Genomic DNA, 20,421 nt, shown 5'->3' on the forward strand with positions numbered 1-20,421 from the left:
AATACTACCACCAGGTTAAAGTAAATTTGTGCCGACATTTGTTATGTCAATTCGGCAAGCTAAAAATCCCTGAATAGAAAATCGGCTAAAACAGGTTCAGAAAGCAGCTGACAAAACACTGTCACCAATAAACTAAATAATAACCACGACCTTTGATACATGCCAACCGGCATTATAAAACATCGAAAAGCATCTGCTATTTCAAGCTAATTAACAAACCCAGTCCTTCTTCCGGACTTTCTAACTTCCCGACTTTCGGACAAAAAACAACACCAATATGAGCTACAAAATTTATTTATACGATACCGAAACCGCTTGCATTGGTTCGGGTAATTTATCATCAGCCTACATCCAAACCCAGCTTGAGGCAGCAGCCGGAGCTGATGTTGAAGTGCACATCAGCTCGGTAGGCGGCAGCGCTTTTGATGCCATCGCCATTTATGATCTGCTAAAAAAACACCCTGGCAAGGTCACTACTTATATTGATGCTTTGGCAGCCTCTGCCGCTTCAGTTGTCGCAATGGGCGGCGGCCAAATAATCATGAGCAAATACGCGTTGCTCATGATCCACAAACCAATGGTTGGCACAGGCGGCAATGCAGATGAGCTTTTAAAAGATGTGCAGATGTTAAATGTAGTTCAGGAGCGGCTGGCGCAGATCTATATGGACAAATCAGGATTGGACGGAACTACTGTGAACAGTTTGATCAATTCCGTCACCTGGATGACAGCCGACCAGGCCCTTGACCTGGGCTTTATCGATCAAATAGAAGATTATGGCACAGAAATAACTAACAGCGCCCTCATAAAAAATTATACCAGCACAGCGCCTGCCATTTACCAGCGATGCATTAACAAAATCTTAAACATAAACAATAACAGCATGAACATCGAAAACAAAGAACTTATCGAGAAAACCACTTCGGTATTAGACAAGATCATGAACTTTTTTAAAAAAGTGGTAAACAAGCAAACTATTACCGATAAAGGCACACTACATCACACAGGACAGATTGAAGAAGGCGCCGAAGTTTACCAGGACGAGGACATGACCACTCCTGCCATAAGTGATATTTATACTTGCGCCGATGGTAAGCAACTGGACATAAAACATGGCAAGATCAATAGCGTAGCGCCAGCAGATCCAGAAAAAGCTCCCTCAGCGGAAGATGAAGACGAAGATTTGCCCGAAAGCAAATTAAAATCAACCAAACCTACCGACGTACAAAACCGCATGCAACAACTAAAAGCCCGATTACATGCGCAAAATGCGTTATTAACGGAGGCCCGTACCGCGCTTGAAGATGCAAATAACCGCCTGCAAAAAACACGCGCCGAGGTAAAAAACGAAATCAAGTCGACCTTTACACCCGAGAGCTCAAAACGAAGTAACAAAGCCCATTCAGAACCGGCACCGTTCTTTGCGCCACAAACCGAGATTGCTAAAAACGCTGTCAAAAAAGCGATTGCATCTTAATTATCCTCTTCACCAACCTAAACCTTATCAAAATTCATTAACCCTTTCCCACTATCCCTATGCGTTTAAAACATCAAAAGCTCCCCCTTTAGGGGGCGGGGAGCTAAACTTATGGCTCAATTTACATTTACAAACAACACCTATGCCGGCGAAGCGCTGGCAGGATTTATGGCAAGCACATTACTCGAAGCTGATTCGGTTAAACGTGGACTGCTCACAGTGATTAACGACGTAAAGGCCCGCAAGGTAATCCTTGATGTAGACGATGACGTTGTATTGCAAAACCCTTCGGGCATATTCACGGATCAGGGAACAACTGCTCACCAAACTGAAAGCTATCTTGACCCTGTAGTTTACGAATTCATGAAACAGGAACAGTGGGACAAACTTGCCCAAAGCTGGGAGGCCCAGGCCCTGAAACCGGGAGCCTTTATGGATTATGAAGGCGTGGTTGACCTATCAGACTTTATGGTGCAGCGCTATTTAACCAAAATCCAGATCGCCAATGAACGCCTGTACTGGCTTGGCAAAAGTGCTACAAAAGAAGCAGCCTTTACCGCCGATTTCCCTGGTCTATTACCTTCAATCGCTGCTGCCTCCGGCGTTTACAAAGTAGGCTTAAGCAAACCTGCCACTTCATTAGCAGCAACAGCAATTGACGCCAACGGTATTGTAACCGTGGCTGATACATCTACCCTTGCCGATGGCGACGTTGTTACCATTACCGGTGTAACCGGTACCAGTAAGGACACCACAAACGGTGCACCGGGCATTGCTATCCAGGGGCAATCATACTTTATTCAGATTGCAAGCGCTACTTCATTTAAACTGTTGCGCAACTACAACGAAGTTAACAGCCGAAAACCGGCAACTTTTACGGGCACTGCTACTGCAGCTACAGTAAATTACATTAACGTAAGTAATGTATTGCAGGTACTGGGCAGTGTTTATGCCCAACTTGATCCAGCCGACAGGATTCAGGAGGATTTTAACTTACAGATCCCGTTACATGTGGGATATGCATATGCCCAGGCCCAGGCCAACAAAGCACTCAACGTTATCAATGCCTTCACCGATATGAAAAAGATGGACTACCTGGGTATTCCGCTACAGATCATGAACCATTGGCAAGCCAATACCATTTTAGGCGCAAGATCATCAAACCTGTTTCTTGGCGTGGATCTGTTAGGTGATGCTTCCGAACTATCAACCGTTTACCTGAAACCTTATACCAATGATAACGTGGTGCGTATGAAAGCCCGTATGAAAGCCGCGGTAAACTTCAAATTTGCCAACGAATTGTTTTACCTGTCGGCATAGTGAGTTGTTGATTGGGTTGATTAAGTGAGTAGTTATTTACTTATGAAGACAACCCAATCAACATAATCAACCATTTAACTTAATCAACCCAAATAACATGTCAATTTATAATAAAATAAATACCGGTTTCAGCCTTGGCACAGATGAACCTATCACCTCGGGTATCGAGGACGTGATCTATATCTTTAATGCAGATGATATCGTGCTCACTTACGATACAACCAATCCGCTAATTGTTAAAGGCTTAACGGCTGTAAGCAATGCTAAAGTTTACAAATTTGAAGGCACCAACAACAGCTTCAATACTACGTCAAAACTGACTAAAACCCAGGTTGGGCCCCGCTATACCGAAGAGATAGATTTCAACATCGCAGGCCTGTCTGTTGAGGTTAAGGCTCAGCTTATGGCCATGGGATATGGTCGTGTACGTGCCATAGCAGTTAACAACTATAAATCCAGCGATTCGGCAATTGAGCTTTTTGGTGCGGTAAACGGATTGATCCTCACCGATGCCGAACGTAACGCTGCTGATGAGTCGTTAGACGGTGGTTACAAATTAAAACTTACCAATCCCGACAAGATGAAAGAGCCTTATCCTCCACGCGCGGTTTCTATCGCTCCTACATCTGGCACAGCCACCTATGCAAGTACTATAGCAGCTATCGAAGCGCTGGTTGTTACGGCATAATTCATTGTGTCATGAGGTCATTAGTCATTTTAATAATGGCTAATGACCATTAAAAGCTTTTTTTTTAAACCTAAAACTAATGACCTAATGACTAATGACACAATAACAAAAAAATACACCCTGAAACCCGGGCTCCATCAGTTCGCCCCCGGTTCGGCAGCTGTGCATTGTAATGATAATTTGAGCGACGAAGAAGCAGAATGGTATTTGCAGCGATTCCCACATATTGCAAAACTATTTGCCCCCCAGCCCCCGAAGGGGGAGCTATCAAACATACTGACTATAAGCGCAAAGTGACTACAGATGAGGCTTCGGATAAAGGAGGTTCGATATGAAAACTTATCTCCCGCAAATTGAACGGCGAATACTGGTAAGGCCCAATCAAACGTACGGCATCCTTAATTATGACCTGGACAATGCTTACCCGCAGCGCATGCTTGAGCTGGTTGCCGGATCACCAACGGCAAAAGATTGCTGGAACAAGCGGACAAAATTCATTGCGGGTAACGGATTTGAAGAAAAGGATGTGGGAAAGCAGATTATCAACGCAAGGGGCTTAACCATTGCTAAATTATTAAAAGCGCTGGCGACAGACAAAGCGTTGTTTACAGGCTTCGGTATACATGTAAACTATAATGCCGATTTCAGGATCACATCGGTGAGTTATGTGAAGTTCGAGGATATTCGCATGGGCGATACCGACAATCCGGAAACTGCCGATAAATTTGCCTTGTACTCCGACTGGGGCCGCAAAACCTGGAAAAACATCATGCGCAGCAAGGTGACCTTTTTAGACAAATATGATACCAGTCCGGAAGTAATCAGCGAACAGGTGTGTAGGGCTGGCGGATGGGAACACTACAAAGGGCAGTTGTTTTATTTCAACCCGGAAGTTGATGATTATCCATTGATTGAGGCTGATTCGGTATGGGAAGATTTTGAAACTGAGGCGGGGATCAAAATCTTCAATAACAGGGAAGTAACAACCGGTTTCCTGCCATCAACCATGCTTTTTATGCAGTCGCGACGCGAGGAAGCTGAAAATATCAGGCCCGATGCTGATACGTACCCCGGTATCAATATACCTTCGCAACTTGAAAAAGACCTTGGTGCATTTCAGGGAGCCAAAAGCGCGCAAAAAATTATTGTTATTGAATACGAAGATGAAAGTTCGAAGCCCGAGTTTAAAGCCTATCCTATTCAAAATAACGACAAGCTTTTTGAAACCACCGAACGATCTGTCGAAGCGCGGATCATTAAAGGCTTTTCGGTTCCCAAAGAACTGATCAATGCCGAAAAATCATCAGGATTAAGCAACGGCAGCGAAAAGAAGCAAGCCATTTTAGAGTTCAATGATAATACAGCTGCAGACAGGCTTGAGCTATCGGAAACATTAGCCGAAATTTTCAGTCGGTTTTACAAAGACGTAAACCCCGGTAAAAACTGGAACATTTTACCGGTAACAGCTATAGCAGCCGATGACAATCCGGGCGTTAAAGCGGGAAAGGCAATCAATGAACTCTTGCAATCTACCCTTCCCCGTGAAAGTAAAATAGCTGCCCTGGTATATGCATACGGCTTTAAACAAGTCGAAGCTGAAGCAATGTGCCTGTGATTAAATCATAAGTCTTTAGTTCTAAGTCGTGAGTTCTAAATATTAAAAGAAGAAAATCTGACTTGAGACTTCGTACTTAAGACTATTATTCCAACTGGCATTTCAATAAACATCATTATGAACAACACATTTTCAACTCGCACAACGAGAGTTAGGAGGGCATGCTATGATCTATTTAATCAATCAAACCATATTTCAGCAATACGAGGATATCAACGTAAATATTAAACCCGAGCGCCTCAAAGTATTTATTAAAAAAGCGCAGGAACTCGACTTAAAACCATTGTTAGGTTATGCTTTATATTACCAACTGATAGCTTATTGCAACGACGATGGCACTATAAAGGAAGATGCGCCACGGGCTTACAAAGACCTTTTAAACGGATGCGAGTATCTGGACGAATACGGTCGAATTGTTTTATATGAGGGACTTGCTCCTGCCCTGGTCTATTTCACTTTTGCCCGCTTTATTGAAAACGATGCCATACACTATACGGCTTCCGGACCGGTTATTAAGCAACACGATAATGGCAATGCGCTTTCATCGCCAGAGATAACAAAACTGGTGCAGCAGCAACGCAGTATCGCCAATGCCTACGCCAATGATATTGAAAGATTTTTAAGAGATAACCAGGAAAACTTTCCGCTTTGGCACTATAATGAAAAAAATAAAAGCAGTCGCCAATCGGGTCCGAGGATCCGTGGTATCGACAAAACTGATTTTAATTACCCTGGTACAATTAACAATTACAACTTACCAATAATCGATTTTTTAAACTGATGGCAAACGATAAAAAAATAAGCGAACTTCCAGTAGCAGAAACTATAAATGCCTCCGACAAATCAATCCTGATTAGTAATAATGCCGACTATCAGTTTGATTTTGCAGCCCTACTGCAATTTATTAATTCAGGATTAAATGCCGGTGCCAACTTAACTTTTGGCCCTGTGCTGCCGCAAAATGTTAGCGGTAAAAATGGAGATGTGTTTATAAACACGACTGCCGGATCCTTCGCTCAAAAAATAGCCGGCATTTGGACGGTTGTTTATACCATAGCCTCAGGAGGTACCGCTGATACCACTGTATTATATGGCACTACTAATCCAAGTACCGCGACAGGTAGTAACGGTGATACTTTTATAAACACAGTAAGCGGGATTTTTTACAAAAAATCCGGAGGTACCTGGAGCCAGGTATTTTCCATGCAAACCGGGCCGCAAGGTCCCCAAGGTACAAGCGGAACAAATGGTACCAACGGCAGTAATGGCAAAACCGTATTAAACGGCACAGCCAACCCATCCAACAACCTGGGCGCCGATGGTGATTTTTACATTAATACGTCTTCTTACTTTTTATTTGGCCCCAAAAGCGCCGGTGCCTGGGGCCCCGGGATCTCCCTGATAATTTCAGGTGTACAATTTGAAGAAACCGATAATAAAAACACACCGAATGGCTACGCTGGTTTAGATGGAAGCGGGAAAATTGCGGCCGCGCAGCTTCCCAGCTATGTTGATGATGTGCTGGAAGCTGCCAACTATGCCTCGCTACCCGCAAACGGCGAAGCCGGAAAAATATACATAACCACTGATACTAACAATGAGTATCGTTGGAGTGGTTCGGCTTATATTCAAATTGTCGCCTCACCTGGGACTACCGATGCGGTGCCTGAAGGCACAACGAATAAATATTTTACAGTCTCACGAGTATTGACATCTGTATTAACGGGCATAGGTTTTAGTGCTACTACAGCAATTACTGCAACTGATACAATCTTACAGGCCCTTGGTAAACTTCAGGCTCAAATTACCGGCTTATTCAAGATTCCGACAGGAGGTGCAAGCGGACAGATATTAGCAAAAAATAGTAATGCTGATGGCGATTTGCATTGGATTAATCCGCCTTCGGGTAGTGGGGGTAGCGGTTCATCCGAACCATCAGGTCAAATAAAATCTTTTCGGGGTGATTATGGAGCGGTAGGTGATGGGGTAACGGATGATACGGTGGCTGTCAATGCAGCATTGCTGGCAAACAAAAGGGTATTTGATAACGGAGATTTTCTTGTTACAAATATGGTTAATGATTATGGGTGTCAAATCGAAGGAGACGTAAGAATATTAAAACAAACTCCAAACCAAAAACAGCAAATTAACTCCTATGCAGATAAATATCAAAGGATATTTGGAGAAGAGTATTTATCATCCTTTCACAAAAAGCTAATTAGTGGAACAGCAACAAAAGTAATATTGACGGGTGATAGCACTACTGCCGGTGATGGAACATCTAACGCTTCTTTTCGCATTGAAAATATCCTCCATATGTTAACATTGCGATATCAAATACAGGGAGGTGTGACGTATACAAATAATGCTGTTGGAGGTAAGGGAACTACGGATTGGCTTAGTACTTATTTGACTAACGATTTAGCACTTAACCCTGATGTATATATAATCCGTTGGGGGGTGAATGATACCATAAGTCTCACGGCCGACCAATTCATTGAGAATTTAGATACTGGACTTTCGACAATTAGAGCAAATGCTAATTTTACACGAGATAAGCTGACTATCATTTTACAATCACAAAATACAACCACGGATGATACTTCAGGCCATAAAGGGCAAATATTTAATGAAGCTGTTAACAGCGGTTTGCGGGTGCTAGCTCGTAAGTATCAATGCTGTTTTATGGATATTTATGGGATGTGGCAGGATAGCAAAAATGGCCAGGATTATATTAATTCAACCGATGCCACAACACTGAATTTAATCCATCCCAAAGATGTATTCTATGCTTGGATATCTGACGCTATCTTTAAGGTTTTGTATCCCGAGTATTTTAGAAAACTGCCATTTACCGAAAATACACAGACTGGTATTACAAACATGGCTGCCTTTTCTCATTTTAATATCGGTGTTAATTATGACTTTGTACTTTCGGATGATGGATACCCCATAAAAGGGCTTCTCACGACTCACAAAAACAGCATTGGCATGATTTCGCAATATCTGATGCCATACGACCAAGCGACTAGAATTTATATAAGAAACGGATACAATGGCATTTACCAGGAATGGGTACAATTACAAGCCGTAACGCCCCCACTAATTTATGATGGAACACCCGGAGGAATAACAATTGCTAAATTACCTACCGCGTTTCCCATTGGAATCTGTACCGATTTTGTTACTGCCAGTGATGGTTGGCCTATAAATGGGATGTTGATAACTCATAAAACAAGTATTGGTTTAATTAAGCAAACATTGTCATCTTATGACACGACAACGGATGAACGTGTACGCGTAGGTTATGGCTCTTGGCAAGCATGGAAACAGGTGACCTTAGCATAAGCGTTAAATTTACACTCGCTTACTTCATTGGAAAATCCTGGGTATGATTTCGGCAATAATTTAAGACTAAATCATCATAGCTTGTAGAGAAATAACATGAAGCGATTTATTTGCGCATTAATTTAGAAAAAATACAGTTTAATGCTACAATTACGATAAAATCAAAGCCTCTTTCATTTTGGGCATTAACTCGGAACATGAAGCGAAGTGCATAAATATTGACAAATCGTATATATTTTTTAAGCAGTCGATCTTTTCTTTGCTTGCTTTTTGTTCCGCGTGTTTACCGGTAAGTTTTCGAACGACCCTACTGTAAAATTCAAAAAAAACACTTTTTCTTTCGTGAAGAATATGCGGATAAAATGCTGAAATAATATTAATGACACAGAAATTAAATCTGCACGGCAACCAAAAGACTAAGTTTGCTCGTAACAGCTCGTATGAAAGTGCCGGATTTTCATAGTTACCGCCACCGCTCTTATCATCATACTGATAATAAACTTTTTCAAAAATCTCCTTATGAAATTTAGGTGAACATACAAATATGCCAGCCTGAATTACGTGGTTAAGATCATCGCCAGGTATACCACGATTAGAATAGTAGGAACCTGCGGATAGATTGCTTAAATACTTTATATTGTTTTTATCCCACGATTTATAAAGCCTTTCGAGAGATAATTTGAAAATGTCAGGAGTAGGCATCGAATATTGATCCACACAGCCCACTTTATCAAGGGGGACACCCTGCGTTATATCAGATGCATATTCACAATTAATGACAACATCACTGTCAACCCAAACTATTCGGTCGTATTCCAATGACCAGGGTTGTGAAAGGATTAATAGCTTCTGCCACGAAGGAGACCTTGTATTTGCAAGCTCGGATTTATCTAAAGCATTGGTAATAACAATTAGCTCAAAGTCGAACAAATCGCAGTACTGCTGCCAATTTGCCCTACAATATTCGTTAAATAATTGCTCAAATTTTTCGCCTATTGCTAAAGTAATAAGTGCTTTTCTCATTTAGATCTATCCTTAATATCTACCAAAAGTAATAAAAGCAGTATTAATAGCAGTGATCATCATCATATGGAATAGAAAACAAACTCAATTAACCTACAAAAACCCAAAATCAGCCTTCGTATACCACCAACACCCACCATGACAACATTTGAACACAGAGAAATCAGAGGCATCACCATAAAAAATATGATTGTAACTATTGCGAGCACTATAAGTATTGTTGTATCCGTTATGACGGGCTATTTCCAGCTCAAAGGCGATATAAAAGATATCCGCTCATCGCAGGAAACACAAAGCCGAATTAACGAGATCAGGTTAAAAGTGCTTGAAGGGCAGGTGAACGTACTTCAACAGGAAGTTCAGGGATTAAAAGAGGGAAAGAAATCTTAAATATTGCGTTTTAGGTGTGCCCAGAACGAGATTCGAACTCGTACATCCTTACGAATGCCACCCCCTCAAGATGGTGCGTCTACCAATTTCGCCACCTGGGCTTTTAAAAAATGTGAGAATCTTTCAATTCTCACATTTCAATTTTTCCTTACTTAAAAAAGGCGTGCCCGAAGAGAGACTCGAACTCTCAAGAGACAATTCTCAACGGCTTCTGAGACCGCAACGTTTACCAATTTCGCCATCCGGGCTTATCGTTTTATTAACAAGCGTGCAAATATAATCGTTTCCGGCAAATTGCAACTTAATAAATTAAAAAATCAAAATTATGTTGTTAAACGCTCGTTTAAGAGATAACTTAGGTTTTCATAAAACACTTTATATCAAATTAAATGAAGCTAAGTCGCGTTTTTATTTCAGGCATTTTATTTTGTTCTCTATCATTTAATTCCGGTTTAAAAGCACAAACAATTGACATTTTACAGCAAGATAAGCCTACAAGTATTCGTGGTTTATCTGTTGTTAATGATAAAACAGCATGGATAAGCGGCAGTAAGGGATACATCGCCAAAACTGAAGATGGCGGTAAAACCTGGAACTGGCAGCAAATAAAAGGCTATGAAAAATCCGACTTCCGGGACATCGAAGCTTTTAACGACAAGGAAGCGGTGATCATGAGTGCAGGTTCCCCTTCCTTCATTTTAAAAACAATAGACGGCGGGAAAACCTGGCAGGAAAAATACAAGAAAACTGATACAACCTATTTTTTAGATGCCATGGATTTTGCAGACAAGCTCCATGGTTATATTTTAGGCGATCCCATCAACAACAAATTTTTATTATTGGAAACCAAAGACGGCGGCGAAACATGGAGTGAAGCTAATAATCCTCCGAATGCTTTAGCCGGCGAAGCCGCATTTGCCGCAAGTGGAACTTGCCTCAGAGTATCGGATAAAGGAGCGATATATATTGTTTCCGGAGGAAAAAGAGCAAGACTTATTTCGTTAAAACCTAATGCCAACTCATGGCAGTATTCAAATCTACCCATCACTCATGGCCAAAGCAGCGAGGGTGCCTTTTCATTATCAATAGGCCAAAATCAAGGAATTGTAGTTGGTGGTGATTATGCTCAAGATAAAAAAACAGATTCGGCTGCGACTATCTACACCTCCTCCCACCCTACTCCAAGTTTCACATCGCCACAAACAGGCCCGGCAGGTTTTCAATCATCTGTTGAACACATAAAATCAGATATATTCCTATCAACCGGAACGCCTGGAAGCAACATAAGTGTTGATGGCGGAAGGACTTGGAAGCAGATTGACGGCACAAGTTTTAACGTTTGTCGCAAAGCCAAGCACGGAAAACTTGTGTTATTAGCTGGGAACGGCGGTAAATTAGGCATTCTGAAATTATAGTTTACTGGTTATTAATAGCTTAAAAAAAGCTTTACATTAATTTAAAAAATAGCTTGCAGGGTATAATTAAGAACCCTATATTTGCACCACTTTAAACGGAAACGATAATCGGAACGAAGAAGTTTAAAGAATGATTCCGTAGCTCAGCCGGTAGAGCATAACACTTTTAATGTTGGGGTCCTGGGTTCGAGTCCCAGCGGGATCACAAAGCCTTCAAAAAAAGGCTTTTCTTTTTAAAAATAAAAGCTGCCTTTAACAGCTTCGCTTTAATAGCGAGAAGTTTAAAGAATGATTCCGTAGCTCAGCCGGTAGAGCATAACACTTTTAATGTTGGGGTCCTGGGTTCGAGTCCCAGCGGGATCACAGAAAAGCCTTCAAACGAAGGCTTTTCTTATTTATATCCAAATTAAAATCACGTACATAATTGGGATCGGATAGGTTATTCGCTTAATTTCCAGAAGGCGCTCCCTGAATATCATCGTTACTAATACCGCGTTTATTTTTTTTCACTGCGTCCTTCAACTTACCAAAGCGGTAATTCAGACTGGCAGTAAAACCTCTAAAATAGGTGTAGTTAATATTGGTTTGAGTAAAGTCGGGGCCGAATGAACTCCGTACGTTATTCCGGTATTTACTGAAAGGGTTGTTTACTGTGGCCGAAAACGAAAGTTTATCCTTCACTACATCCTTATTAACAGTTAACGATACACTGGCATAAGGGTTTGAGGTACCCTGGATAGAAAGATTAGGACCATTCAAAAACACGTTGGTGCTAACACGCCAACCCTGTTCAAAATTATAGCCGCTGTTTAACGATGCCCCATACATAAAGCCCTGGTTTTTTACCAACAGGCCATTTACTATACCCTGCACTCGACCATGCGCAATTCTTCCGTTAAACGAAGAGCTCCATTTTTTGGTAATGGGGTAATTAATATTGCCATTGAAGGTAAAAAGACGAGCCTTGCCGGTATTATCAAAACTGTTGCGGGTGATATTTGTGGCCGGATCAAAAATCACAACAGGCATGATCAGGTCATTAAAATAATTGTAGCCCAGCATCAGGTTCAATGAAGCCTTTTGCGTTCTGCTGTAACTCAACTGGATACTATTGGAAACCGCCGGCCTAAGATTAGGGTTTCCCGACGATTCGAAGTTTGGGTTCGAGCGGTCAACAAAGGGATTTAGCTGATATATACCCGGGCGCTGTATTCTTTGTGAAAACCCAAGGTTAATCGTACCAGCACTTTTAAACCGTTTATTTATACTTACCGAAGGCACTATATTAAAAAAGTTTTTGTTCAGCTGCGATGAAGTAGAAATAAAATCAGCATCAATCAGCGTCTCTTCTATTCTTGCACCGGCCTTAAAACTCCAATTCTGCAAAGTGTAGCTATAAGTGTTGTATGCTCCCAATACATTTTGCCTATTGTTGAATTTATTACTTCTCGATGGATCTGTTTCAAAACCGCCCGTTACGGCATCATATCCTAGATATTGATAATCACTCTTATTATCACGCATAATTGCTTTTAGCCCCATTTCGATAGTCAACTTCTTTACAGGTTGTACGTAATCTATCTGAAAAGTCTGTTCGGACGATTCGTCTTCATTATGTTGCAGGTAATCGGGCGTGGTATAGTTCACGCGGTTTGATGCCGTCAGTGCCGCATTCTGCCTGTTGTTGAATGTATAATACTGATAAGAAAATGTGAGCAATCTTTGCTTGCTACTTTTAAAACCCAGTTGGTAATTCAAACCTACATTAAGGCCCCTGCCGCCCGAGGTATTATTATTGTACAGGTCGTATTGCTGAACCATATCGCCTGCTTGGTTCAAAACGGAATTTTGCGTATTGACGCCGTCCTGGTTATTTCCATTAACATTGAATTGCCCCGAAATAAGGTTAAGGCTGTCTATTTCATAACTGATCCCGACTTCCGCATAGCCATTTTTACCATCCCATTCTGCAGTATTATTTTGGCTAAGATTAGTAGGATCACTCCCGGTGGTAAGCCTGGCAATAGAACTCCGTACTTCGGGCGAATTAGAAATATTCCCGCCAAAATAGCTCGATATCTCCAGCTTACCCTGTTTAGATGAAAATGACCCGCCCAATCTGGGACCACCAACCGGGAATACATGGCTAAGGTTTAGTGTACCATTGTACCCGTTGCTTACTTTCTTATTCGTTACTATGTTGATAATACCCGCCAACCCTTCGGCATCATATTTAGACGAAGGATTGGTAATTACCTCGATGCTTTGAATGGTTGAAGCAGGCATACTTTTGAGGATATTTTTCGGATCGCGCTCCATCATACTCGATGGTTTGCCGTTAACAAATATCCTGTAACCACTATTTCCCTTCAAAAGGATATTATCGTCGCCGTCTACACTTAATAAAGGTACTTTGCGCATCATCTCCAGCACACTACTACTTTTGCTGTCGGGGTCGGATTTTAAGTCGTACGTGAGTTTATCAATCTCCTGTTTAATGATAGGCTTGTCGGCGGTTATAGCTACCGTTTTAAGCTGCGTAGTTTGCTCACTGATAGCTATGCTGCCCAGGTTTATGGAAGGTTTCGTGTTTTCTGTTAAGTCAACAGGCAGTGTTTTTGTGTTAAAACCGACACTAACCACTGAAAGGGAATATTTTCCAGATGACAGTTTTTCAAACCTGAATGTCCCATCAGTTTTGGTCACAGCCGTGCGCACCAATTGCTTTGTTTCATTACGCAGGTTTACGGTTACATAACCAATCGGTTGTTTGGATATCGAATCTGTCGCAATTCCGCTTATTGCGAATAATGTCTGCGCTTTCTGCCCTAATGCAGGGAGCATAATGATTAAAAATAAGATAGCGAGTAACAATTTTAGTTTCATGATGATGTGATAGGTAAAATGTTTGACATAAATTTTGGAACCGCTCCAAATCAAATTACAATCCATAATACCATGCAATACATAGTACTATAAACATAGGACTGCATCCCAAATGAATTTGTTACACCTAACCGAAATAAAAATTTAAATCATCCTATCACCGCCAATTTGATCAAAGCTGGCATGTTAAATAAAACCCAAAGTTGGTCTATTATATTCTCTGCTAAATTACTGACAGCTTTTTGCCGAATGCCATAAGTAACTATTGCAGGTTTTAATTTAAGTAAATACCGTTCTTAATGAATATCCAAAAATCACGAACTCATACTTATAATAAAAAAGCCTTCCCGGATAAGGGAAGGCTTTCTTTATCGCCCCAAATAAGAATTGAGCAATGTTTCCCAATCCTTCGCCTGTTTTTCAAATTGTTTCAGTTTCATTTCATTATCCTGAAATTGTTGATAAAAGGGAAGAGTATCGAGCACCCTGTTTTGCGCATCGGCTATCTGCAATGAAATTGAACGTACCGAAGTGCCGTTCATGGTCTTCAGCACATAAGTCCGCACGGCTTTTGTCAGGTTATATACTTCAACTTCAGATTGTGAAACATGGGTCAGTAACAATATTTTACTTGGCTTGGCCCAGCCTATGATCTTATTGCTAAGGGTTTCATACCTGGTAAGCTCAAGGCTGAGGTCGGCCGCTTTACGCAGTAATCTATCTTCCAACAATTTCTGCTGCTTCTGCTTTGAGCGTTTGGCAATAATATAAAACGGTACGCTAAAAAGCGTCACCAACCCACCTGCAATCAGGGAGTTTTCTAAAATATGAGTCATACTAAAATTTTCTAAATAAGTTTAAAAGAAGCCGTACGCTTCGTTGATTATAGCGGAAAACTTAGTGATATCACCAAAAAACATGGAAGGGAAAGAGCAGCAGCAGAATCCTGCGAGGTATTTGACAATTGCGCAAGATTATGTTACATGAACGTGCGGCCTCAGGAACACTAAACAGATTGGCAAGTTGATCTGCAACGCAGGCCGGATGCGAAATAAAATGAGTTGGCGGGGCCTCCCTAATTAAAATAGAAGCCAGAGAGGCTTCCTCCGCAAGACTTTCAAATTGGATATGAAAGTGCTGTTTTACAATATGTCCTGGTACGTGAGTTTTCTCCATACCAGTGCCAGTCTTCGCTGTAAAAGCTAAGTATAGCAAACCGGTTACCGTAAGCAGTTTAAATAATCTGTAAAACATCTTAAAAATTAATTTTTCCGGGTCCTCGCCTCCTCAAGATCCAGTTCGCGCTCCCTGGCCCGGATCAAGTGATCAGCAAACTCCTTGTTTCGGTGCATCTTTTTTAACTCTCCGCGCCTAACCTCAATAATCTCCAGCAACATTTGCCGGTAATCGTGTATAAAGGAAGGTGTTTGTTCTTCACCGTTTAATTGTTTTTCGGCTATCTCGGCCATGCGCTCGTATTTTTCTTTTACACGGCGAAACAGCGGTTTAGCTTCTATCTCATGGCTGCAATTATCGTCAAGATAGGCGATGACAGCTGTGGCTAAACGATGCCTGATCTGCTGCTCCTGGCTGGCATCATTTTCGATAACTTCCAGTTTAAGCACGCGCAATAACAGCGGCAGGCTTAAGCCCTGAAGCACAAGCGTAAAAAGTATAACCGCGAAAGTGATAAACAGGATCAGGTTACGGTGCGGGAAAGCAGTCCCATCTGCGAGCGTCAGCGGAATGGCAAGCGCCGATGCAAGCGAAACTACTCCCCGCATCCCGCTCCATCCAATAACAAACACCGGTTTCCAACTAAGCGGTCCCTCCTTTTCTACAATCCGGCGGCTAAACAGTCGCGGCAAATAAGCCGAAGGAAAAACCCAGATCAGCCTGACAATTATCGACAACACACTAATCGCGACTGCGAAAACAATACAGTCGGACAAAGAATAATGCTCAATTCCATGGATAATACCGGGTAATTGCAGGCCAATCATGATGAATACCACACCATTTAATAAAAAGATAGCCACATTCCATACCGTAATTGTTTGCAGGCGTGAGTCATAAGAAAAAATATCAGATGAACAGAAGGATAAAAACAGACCTCCGCTAACAACCGCCAGTACGCCCGAAAAATGAAAATGCTCTGCCAAAAGGTACATGAGATACGGAGCAATAAGCGTCAGCGCCGTATCAATGCTTGGTGTGGTTGGCAAAAACCGGTGGATAGCATAAACCACATGCGCTATCGCCAGGCCAATCAATACGCCCATGATAACCACAGAAAAGAAACTACCCGTTGCCTGCCAAAAAGTAAATTGCCCGGTAAAGATCGCTACAAGCGCAAAGCGGAAAACGATAAGACTTGATGCATCATTAACCAGACTCTCTCCTTCCAATATGGCAACTATCCGGCTGGGCACCATCAGGTCCTTAAATACGGACGCCGCTGCAACAGCATCGGGTGGTGAAATTATACCACCCAGCAAAAAACCGAGCGCCAGCGAACAATCAGGAATAAGCCAATGCGCAAAAAAAGCAATAGCAGTAGCCGTAAAGATGACCAGCCCAAAAGCCAGTAACCCTATCGGACGGCGCAGCCGCCAGAACTCGGCCCAGGAGGTGTTCCATGCAGCCGAATATAACAACGGCGGCAGGAACACCGCAAATATAATATTGGGATCCATCTTTACCACGGGAACGCCCGGTATAAAGCTGATCACTAATCCAGCAAGAACTAACAGTATCGGGTACGACACGTTTAGTTTGTTACTAAGCAATGCCAGCATGGATGTAGTGAACAACAGGGCAAGCACAACAAGCAAATGGTCTTGTATCATGTGTTAATTTATTGAGTGGTCAACTTCAACATCCGATAAAGAAACGAAGCGAATCTGTCCTTGATAGTCAATCCAGATTCCGGTCCAGCCATTGCTGTCATAGCCAAGAAATTTGGCTTGAGGCGATCGCGGATCAAGTCCTTCAAATGGTTTTCCGATATAACGCAGCAACGTTCCTGCCGTTAAATATTGCTTATTCATTGGTATTCCTTTTATAGTAAAAAATCAGGGTTTTCAAGATCCTTAAGCCACCGGCTTCCAGATCTTGAAAACATTTTCATAGCGGCTGCCACCATCTCTGATCAGCAAAGCGATATCCTCCTGTCTTTCGGGAAAATACTTTTCTACCAGTCGTTGTATTTGCAGCAGGATCGCGCCCAGCCTGGACTCGATTGCAGCTAAGGGCATCTTGACTTTAATGATCATATCCTGGAAATAAACTTCAGCTTCTTCCCGAAGTTCCCTTTTCAGCATGACCGCTACTTGTGCATGAAATTTCCTTTTCAAATTTCTTTTCATAACGCCAGGTTAATGCGGTAATAAATTAATCAATAAATTAAGGCTAAACAGCATTAGCGTTTATCATAAAAATATAAACGTTAATACACAGAAAATATCAATGACTACCAGAAGGCATGAAAAGGGTACAGGAGAAACCTGTAATACAGAATCTTATATATAGATGAAATTTGGGGCGCGCTGGCGGGCACCGGGTATTGGACATTAGCCCGCTGTATTATAACAGCCTCCGCATGTAAATCCGGCGAATAATTCAGCTGCTGCTGAAAATTAAACCCTGTGTGTAGTACCTCACCACAAAGCTCCTGCGCTGATTGCCCGGCATCCTTTAGGGCTGCCGCTTTCAGGGTAAATGAGTGAGTAGTTGGAGCTGGGGCGGCATAAGACTTGACTGTTAATCCTGAGAGGATAAACACAGTTAGTATTCCGAAAAATAGCTTCAAGCCTTTTGACATATATACAAATATAACAGAATATTTGATCAATTTACCAGTTCCGGCTCCCGCATTGCGTTATACATCTGCAACGCTGGCAAATGTATCTTCATCTCGCGCCAGGCAGGCAAGCTACCAAAGTCACATTTCTAAATACTAAAAAAAGAGCGCAGCGGCATTCGCCGTCTGCGCACAACATAATCAACTAACTAATTCAATACTGAAAATTTGGAAAGGTTTGGTTAACTAAAACTGATTTTATTTTTATGATATGTTTAATTAGAGGCGGCTTGATATATTTCCTTAATGGTTAAACTGTCCATCTCCTATATTGAGCAAGAAACTGATCAGAATGCCCCTTTTGCTTGGTGGTAGTATCGCCTCACTTCTGCCTCCGTCATAGCTGTACCGGTAGCCATATACCTGATTAAAACCAGGTACATTGGCAAAAGTGATGTTAAACACGGCAAAATTCTTTTTCATTGGGGGTATATAGCTCAGGCCAAGGCTTAGATTATTGAAATCCCTGGTCTTATCTGACAGAAACACGGGATTCAGCGGATTAAAATAGGTTCTTCCACTGCTGAAAGTATACGTCCCACTAACCTGGATATTAGATCCTGTTATGTATTTTCGTCCCACTATATTAAGCACATGCTCGGGCGCGAATGGAGGCCTGCCGGCAACAGGGTAATCGATATAGTTGCGCTTGGTGTCAAGGTAAGAGTAAGAAACATAGTATTCGCCAACGGCAAAACTTTGATCCCGCCATAACAAATCAAAGCCGCGCGAATATCCGCTTCCCTGATTATTAAAGTCGTAAATAACCACAGGGGGACCATACGCCTGAAATCCTGAAAACACCGGAGTTGTGATCTTTGTCAGATTTCTATAATCCTTATAAAAAACTTCTGCCTTAAGATTTCTGTGCGGGATTTTCAGTTCATACAAGAGTGCATAATTGATCGATTCCTCATATTTAAGCTTAGCTGTCTGGGCCAAAAAACTATCATCCGGTTTCTGATAATATGAAGCGTAATTTAATGTAAAGCTGCTTTTTCTGCCTGCAAAAAAGATAAGATCTAACCGCGGCGAAAGGTTATACTTGTTTAAATAGGCCGAATATTCTCCACGTATTCCAGATCGTACTGATAAAACCTTGCTAACAAAAACGTCGGCAGAAACAAATAATGCAGAAAGCACATCACTATAACTTCGAGACATCCCGGCATAACCCTCAGCCCTTGAGTTTTGAAACAGCTCTCCCCCTACGGTGATTAAACTGTTATTAGCAAAACTTCTCGACAATGTAATTTTTTCATGCCAGGCATTATCATTTTGATTATAAGGATCAGCGTTTACTTTTCCACTCTCCAGGGTGCGGTTATAGGCCACCCCGGCAAAAAGCTTCCAATCTGCCCCAAGGTATTCCCTATATGTAGCATTCAGATAAAGGTTCCTATTGGTGTTACCTAACAGATCAAAACTATTTTTATTAGGGTTTCTGATATCAAAAGCCAGTCGGGTATCACTGTAATCGGCGTATACCTTAAACATGCCTCCTGTTTTAGTTCTTAATTTATAATGAGTGGATGTTTGGTATTGCCGGGGATCTTCGCGCCATAATGTATTTTGAGGAATTACACTATTATTTAGTCCAAAATTATAATAATTGCCGCCAACCATTAACGAACTATTTTTGAAACGTTCTGTATGCGCGGCGCCAGCCCCAAGACTAAGGAGCGAAAACTCGGTTGATGACGCCCCGGGAATTCCCTTGGTATCCATTATAAAAGCAGACGACAGCGCTTCGCCGTACTCGGCACCGTATCCTTCGCTGCCGGTAAAAGTTGTTCGTTCAAACAGAAATGCCGAAAAACGGCTTCTGTTGGCCACATCCGGCAACCTGCTTCCAAACGCGTTTTTCACCAGCATGCCATCAAAAAAGGCCTGGGTTTCCTGCGAGGTGCCTCCGTGAATAAAAAGTCCGGTTTCATTTCCAGCAGGCGACGCGCCTGGAAATGTCTGTAACGCAGCCGAAACATCGCCCACAGCTCCGGCCGTTGTAACAATATCATATTCGTTGAGCGTGTAGGTTCTCGGTACTTCACCAATCTTTCGTTTAAGCACAATGTTTACAGCGCTTAAATCATTATTTGTGGTTTTTAACTGGAAATCTGCCCGGGTACTATCCTTTCCGATATCGACTAAAACGCTATCTGTTCTGAAACCTATGGATGAGCAAAACAACCAGTGTTTTCCGCTAAAGCGAGTGTTTACTTTAAAATAACCAAGACTATCCGTAAAGGCGCCTATCTGCTTCCCTTTTAATTTTATGGTAGCACCAGAAAGTGCCTTAAATTCCACATCGGATACTTTTCCATATATGGTTCTAAGCTTTTCCTGAGAATTGGCCGACAGTGGGAATAGCATGACTGCCCACAACAAACATTTGTA

15 protein-coding genes and 4 tRNA genes are annotated in these 20,421 nt (G+C 41.9%); 10 read left to right on the forward strand and 9 right to left on the reverse strand.

What is annotated here, in order from left to right; genetic code table 11:
- The first annotated feature begins 277 nt into the window (after nt 1-277).
- The 6 genes from DUL71_RS24230 (at nt 278) to DUL71_RS24260 (ending at nt 8,448) form a co-directional block, all read left to right on the forward strand.
- Nucleotides 278-1,477 carry a head maturation protease, ClpP-related gene (locus DUL71_RS24230; RefSeq protein WP_114940459.1) on the forward strand — a complete coding sequence of 400 codons (1,200 nt, stop codon included), beginning with the start codon at nt 278-280 and terminating at the stop codon, nt 1,475-1,477.
- 111 nt (nt 1,478-1,588) lie between these two features.
- Entirely contained in the window at nt 1,589-2,797 is a 1,209-nt protein-coding gene (locus DUL71_RS24235) for a hypothetical protein (protein WP_114940460.1), read from the forward strand.
- 97 nt (nt 2,798-2,894) lie between these two features.
- Entirely contained in the window at nt 2,895-3,485 is a 591-nt protein-coding gene (locus DUL71_RS24240) for a hypothetical protein (protein ID WP_114940461.1), read from the forward strand.
- Between the two features lie 331 nt (nt 3,486-3,816).
- Entirely contained in the window at nt 3,817-5,100 is a 1,284-nt protein-coding gene (locus DUL71_RS24250; protein WP_114940463.1) for a hypothetical protein, read from the forward strand.
- Nucleotides 5,101-5,266: 166 nt separating this feature from the next.
- Nucleotides 5,267-5,881, forward strand: a complete 615-nt coding sequence (locus tag DUL71_RS24255) for a DUF6712 family protein (protein WP_114940464.1) — start codon at nt 5,267-5,269, stop codon at nt 5,879-5,881.
- Nucleotides 5,881-8,448 carry a GDSL-type esterase/lipase family protein gene (locus DUL71_RS24260; protein ID WP_154402471.1) on the forward strand — a complete coding sequence of 856 codons (2,568 nt, stop codon included), beginning with the start codon at nt 5,881-5,883 and terminating at the stop codon, nt 8,446-8,448. Before DUL71_RS24255 ends, DUL71_RS24260 begins: the two co-directional genes overlap by 1 nt.
- 150 nt (nt 8,449-8,598) lie before the next feature.
- Here DUL71_RS24260 and DUL71_RS24265 read toward each other — a convergent pair whose 3' ends face one another.
- Nucleotides 8,599-9,471: a glycosyltransferase family protein gene (locus DUL71_RS24265; RefSeq protein WP_114940466.1), complete on the reverse strand. Its 873-nt coding sequence runs from the start codon at nt 9,469-9,471 to the stop codon at nt 8,599-8,601.
- Between the two features lie 138 nt (nt 9,472-9,609).
- On the opposite strand from DUL71_RS24265, the gene DUL71_RS24270 reads away from it, so the two are divergent.
- Entirely contained in the window at nt 9,610-9,861 is a 252-nt protein-coding gene (locus DUL71_RS24270) for a hypothetical protein (RefSeq protein ID WP_114940467.1), read from the forward strand.
- A 17-nt stretch (nt 9,862-9,878) separates the two neighbouring features.
- Here DUL71_RS24270 and DUL71_RS24275 read toward each other — a convergent pair.
- Nucleotides 9,879-9,962: transfer RNA gene (locus DUL71_RS24275), tRNA-Leu, on the reverse strand.
- Between the two features lie 63 nt (nt 9,963-10,025).
- Nucleotides 10,026-10,109: transfer RNA gene (locus DUL71_RS24280), tRNA-Leu, on the reverse strand.
- Nucleotides 10,110-10,250: 141 nt separating this feature from the next.
- Between DUL71_RS24280 and DUL71_RS24285 the strand changes: the two genes are divergently transcribed.
- From DUL71_RS24285 to DUL71_RS24295, 3 genes are all read left to right on the forward strand, one after another.
- Complete coding sequence (locus DUL71_RS24285; RefSeq protein WP_114940468.1) at nt 10,251-11,276, forward strand: WD40/YVTN/BNR-like repeat-containing protein; 1,026 nt, start codon at nt 10,251-10,253, stop codon at nt 11,274-11,276.
- 132 nt (nt 11,277-11,408) lie between these two features.
- Nucleotides 11,409-11,481 (forward strand) — tRNA-Lys (locus tag DUL71_RS24290).
- An 85-nt stretch (nt 11,482-11,566) separates the two neighbouring features.
- A tRNA-Lys gene (locus DUL71_RS24295) sits at nt 11,567-11,639 on the forward strand.
- Between the two features lie 84 nt (nt 11,640-11,723).
- On the opposite strand, the gene DUL71_RS24300 is transcribed toward DUL71_RS24295, so the two are convergent.
- From DUL71_RS24300 to DUL71_RS24335, 6 genes are all read right to left on the reverse strand, one after another.
- Complete coding sequence (locus DUL71_RS24300) at nt 11,724-14,162, reverse strand: outer membrane beta-barrel family protein (RefSeq protein ID WP_114940559.1); 2,439 nt, start codon at nt 14,160-14,162, stop codon at nt 11,724-11,726.
- Nucleotides 14,163-14,530: 368 nt separating this feature from the next.
- The gene (locus tag DUL71_RS24305; protein ID WP_112575196.1) at nt 14,531-14,998 is read right to left on the reverse strand and encodes a hypothetical protein; all 468 of its coding nucleotides are present in this window, start codon (nt 14,996-14,998) and stop codon (nt 14,531-14,533) included.
- A 426-nt stretch (nt 14,999-15,424) separates the two neighbouring features.
- A complete protein-coding gene (locus DUL71_RS24315) occupies nt 15,425-17,011 on the reverse strand; it encodes a Na+/H+ antiporter (protein WP_114940470.1) in 1,587 nt (528 codons plus the stop codon).
- Nucleotides 17,012-17,014: 3 nt separating this feature from the next.
- A complete protein-coding gene (locus DUL71_RS24320; protein WP_114940471.1) occupies nt 17,015-17,212 on the reverse strand; it encodes a hypothetical protein in 198 nt (65 codons plus the stop codon).
- A 42-nt stretch (nt 17,213-17,254) separates the two neighbouring features.
- Nucleotides 17,255-17,530: a hypothetical protein gene (locus DUL71_RS24325; protein WP_114940472.1), complete on the reverse strand. Its 276-nt coding sequence runs from the start codon at nt 17,528-17,530 to the stop codon at nt 17,255-17,257.
- Between the two features lie 737 nt (nt 17,531-18,267).
- Complete coding sequence (locus DUL71_RS24335; RefSeq protein WP_114940474.1) at nt 18,268-20,397, reverse strand: TonB-dependent receptor; 2,130 nt, start codon at nt 20,395-20,397, stop codon at nt 18,268-18,270.
- Between the last annotated feature and the right edge of the window lie 24 nt (nt 20,398-20,421).

Source organism: Mucilaginibacter endophyticus (genome assembly GCF_003351025.1).
Classification (GTDB): Bacteria; Bacteroidota; Bacteroidia; order Sphingobacteriales; family Sphingobacteriaceae; genus Mucilaginibacter; species Mucilaginibacter endophyticus.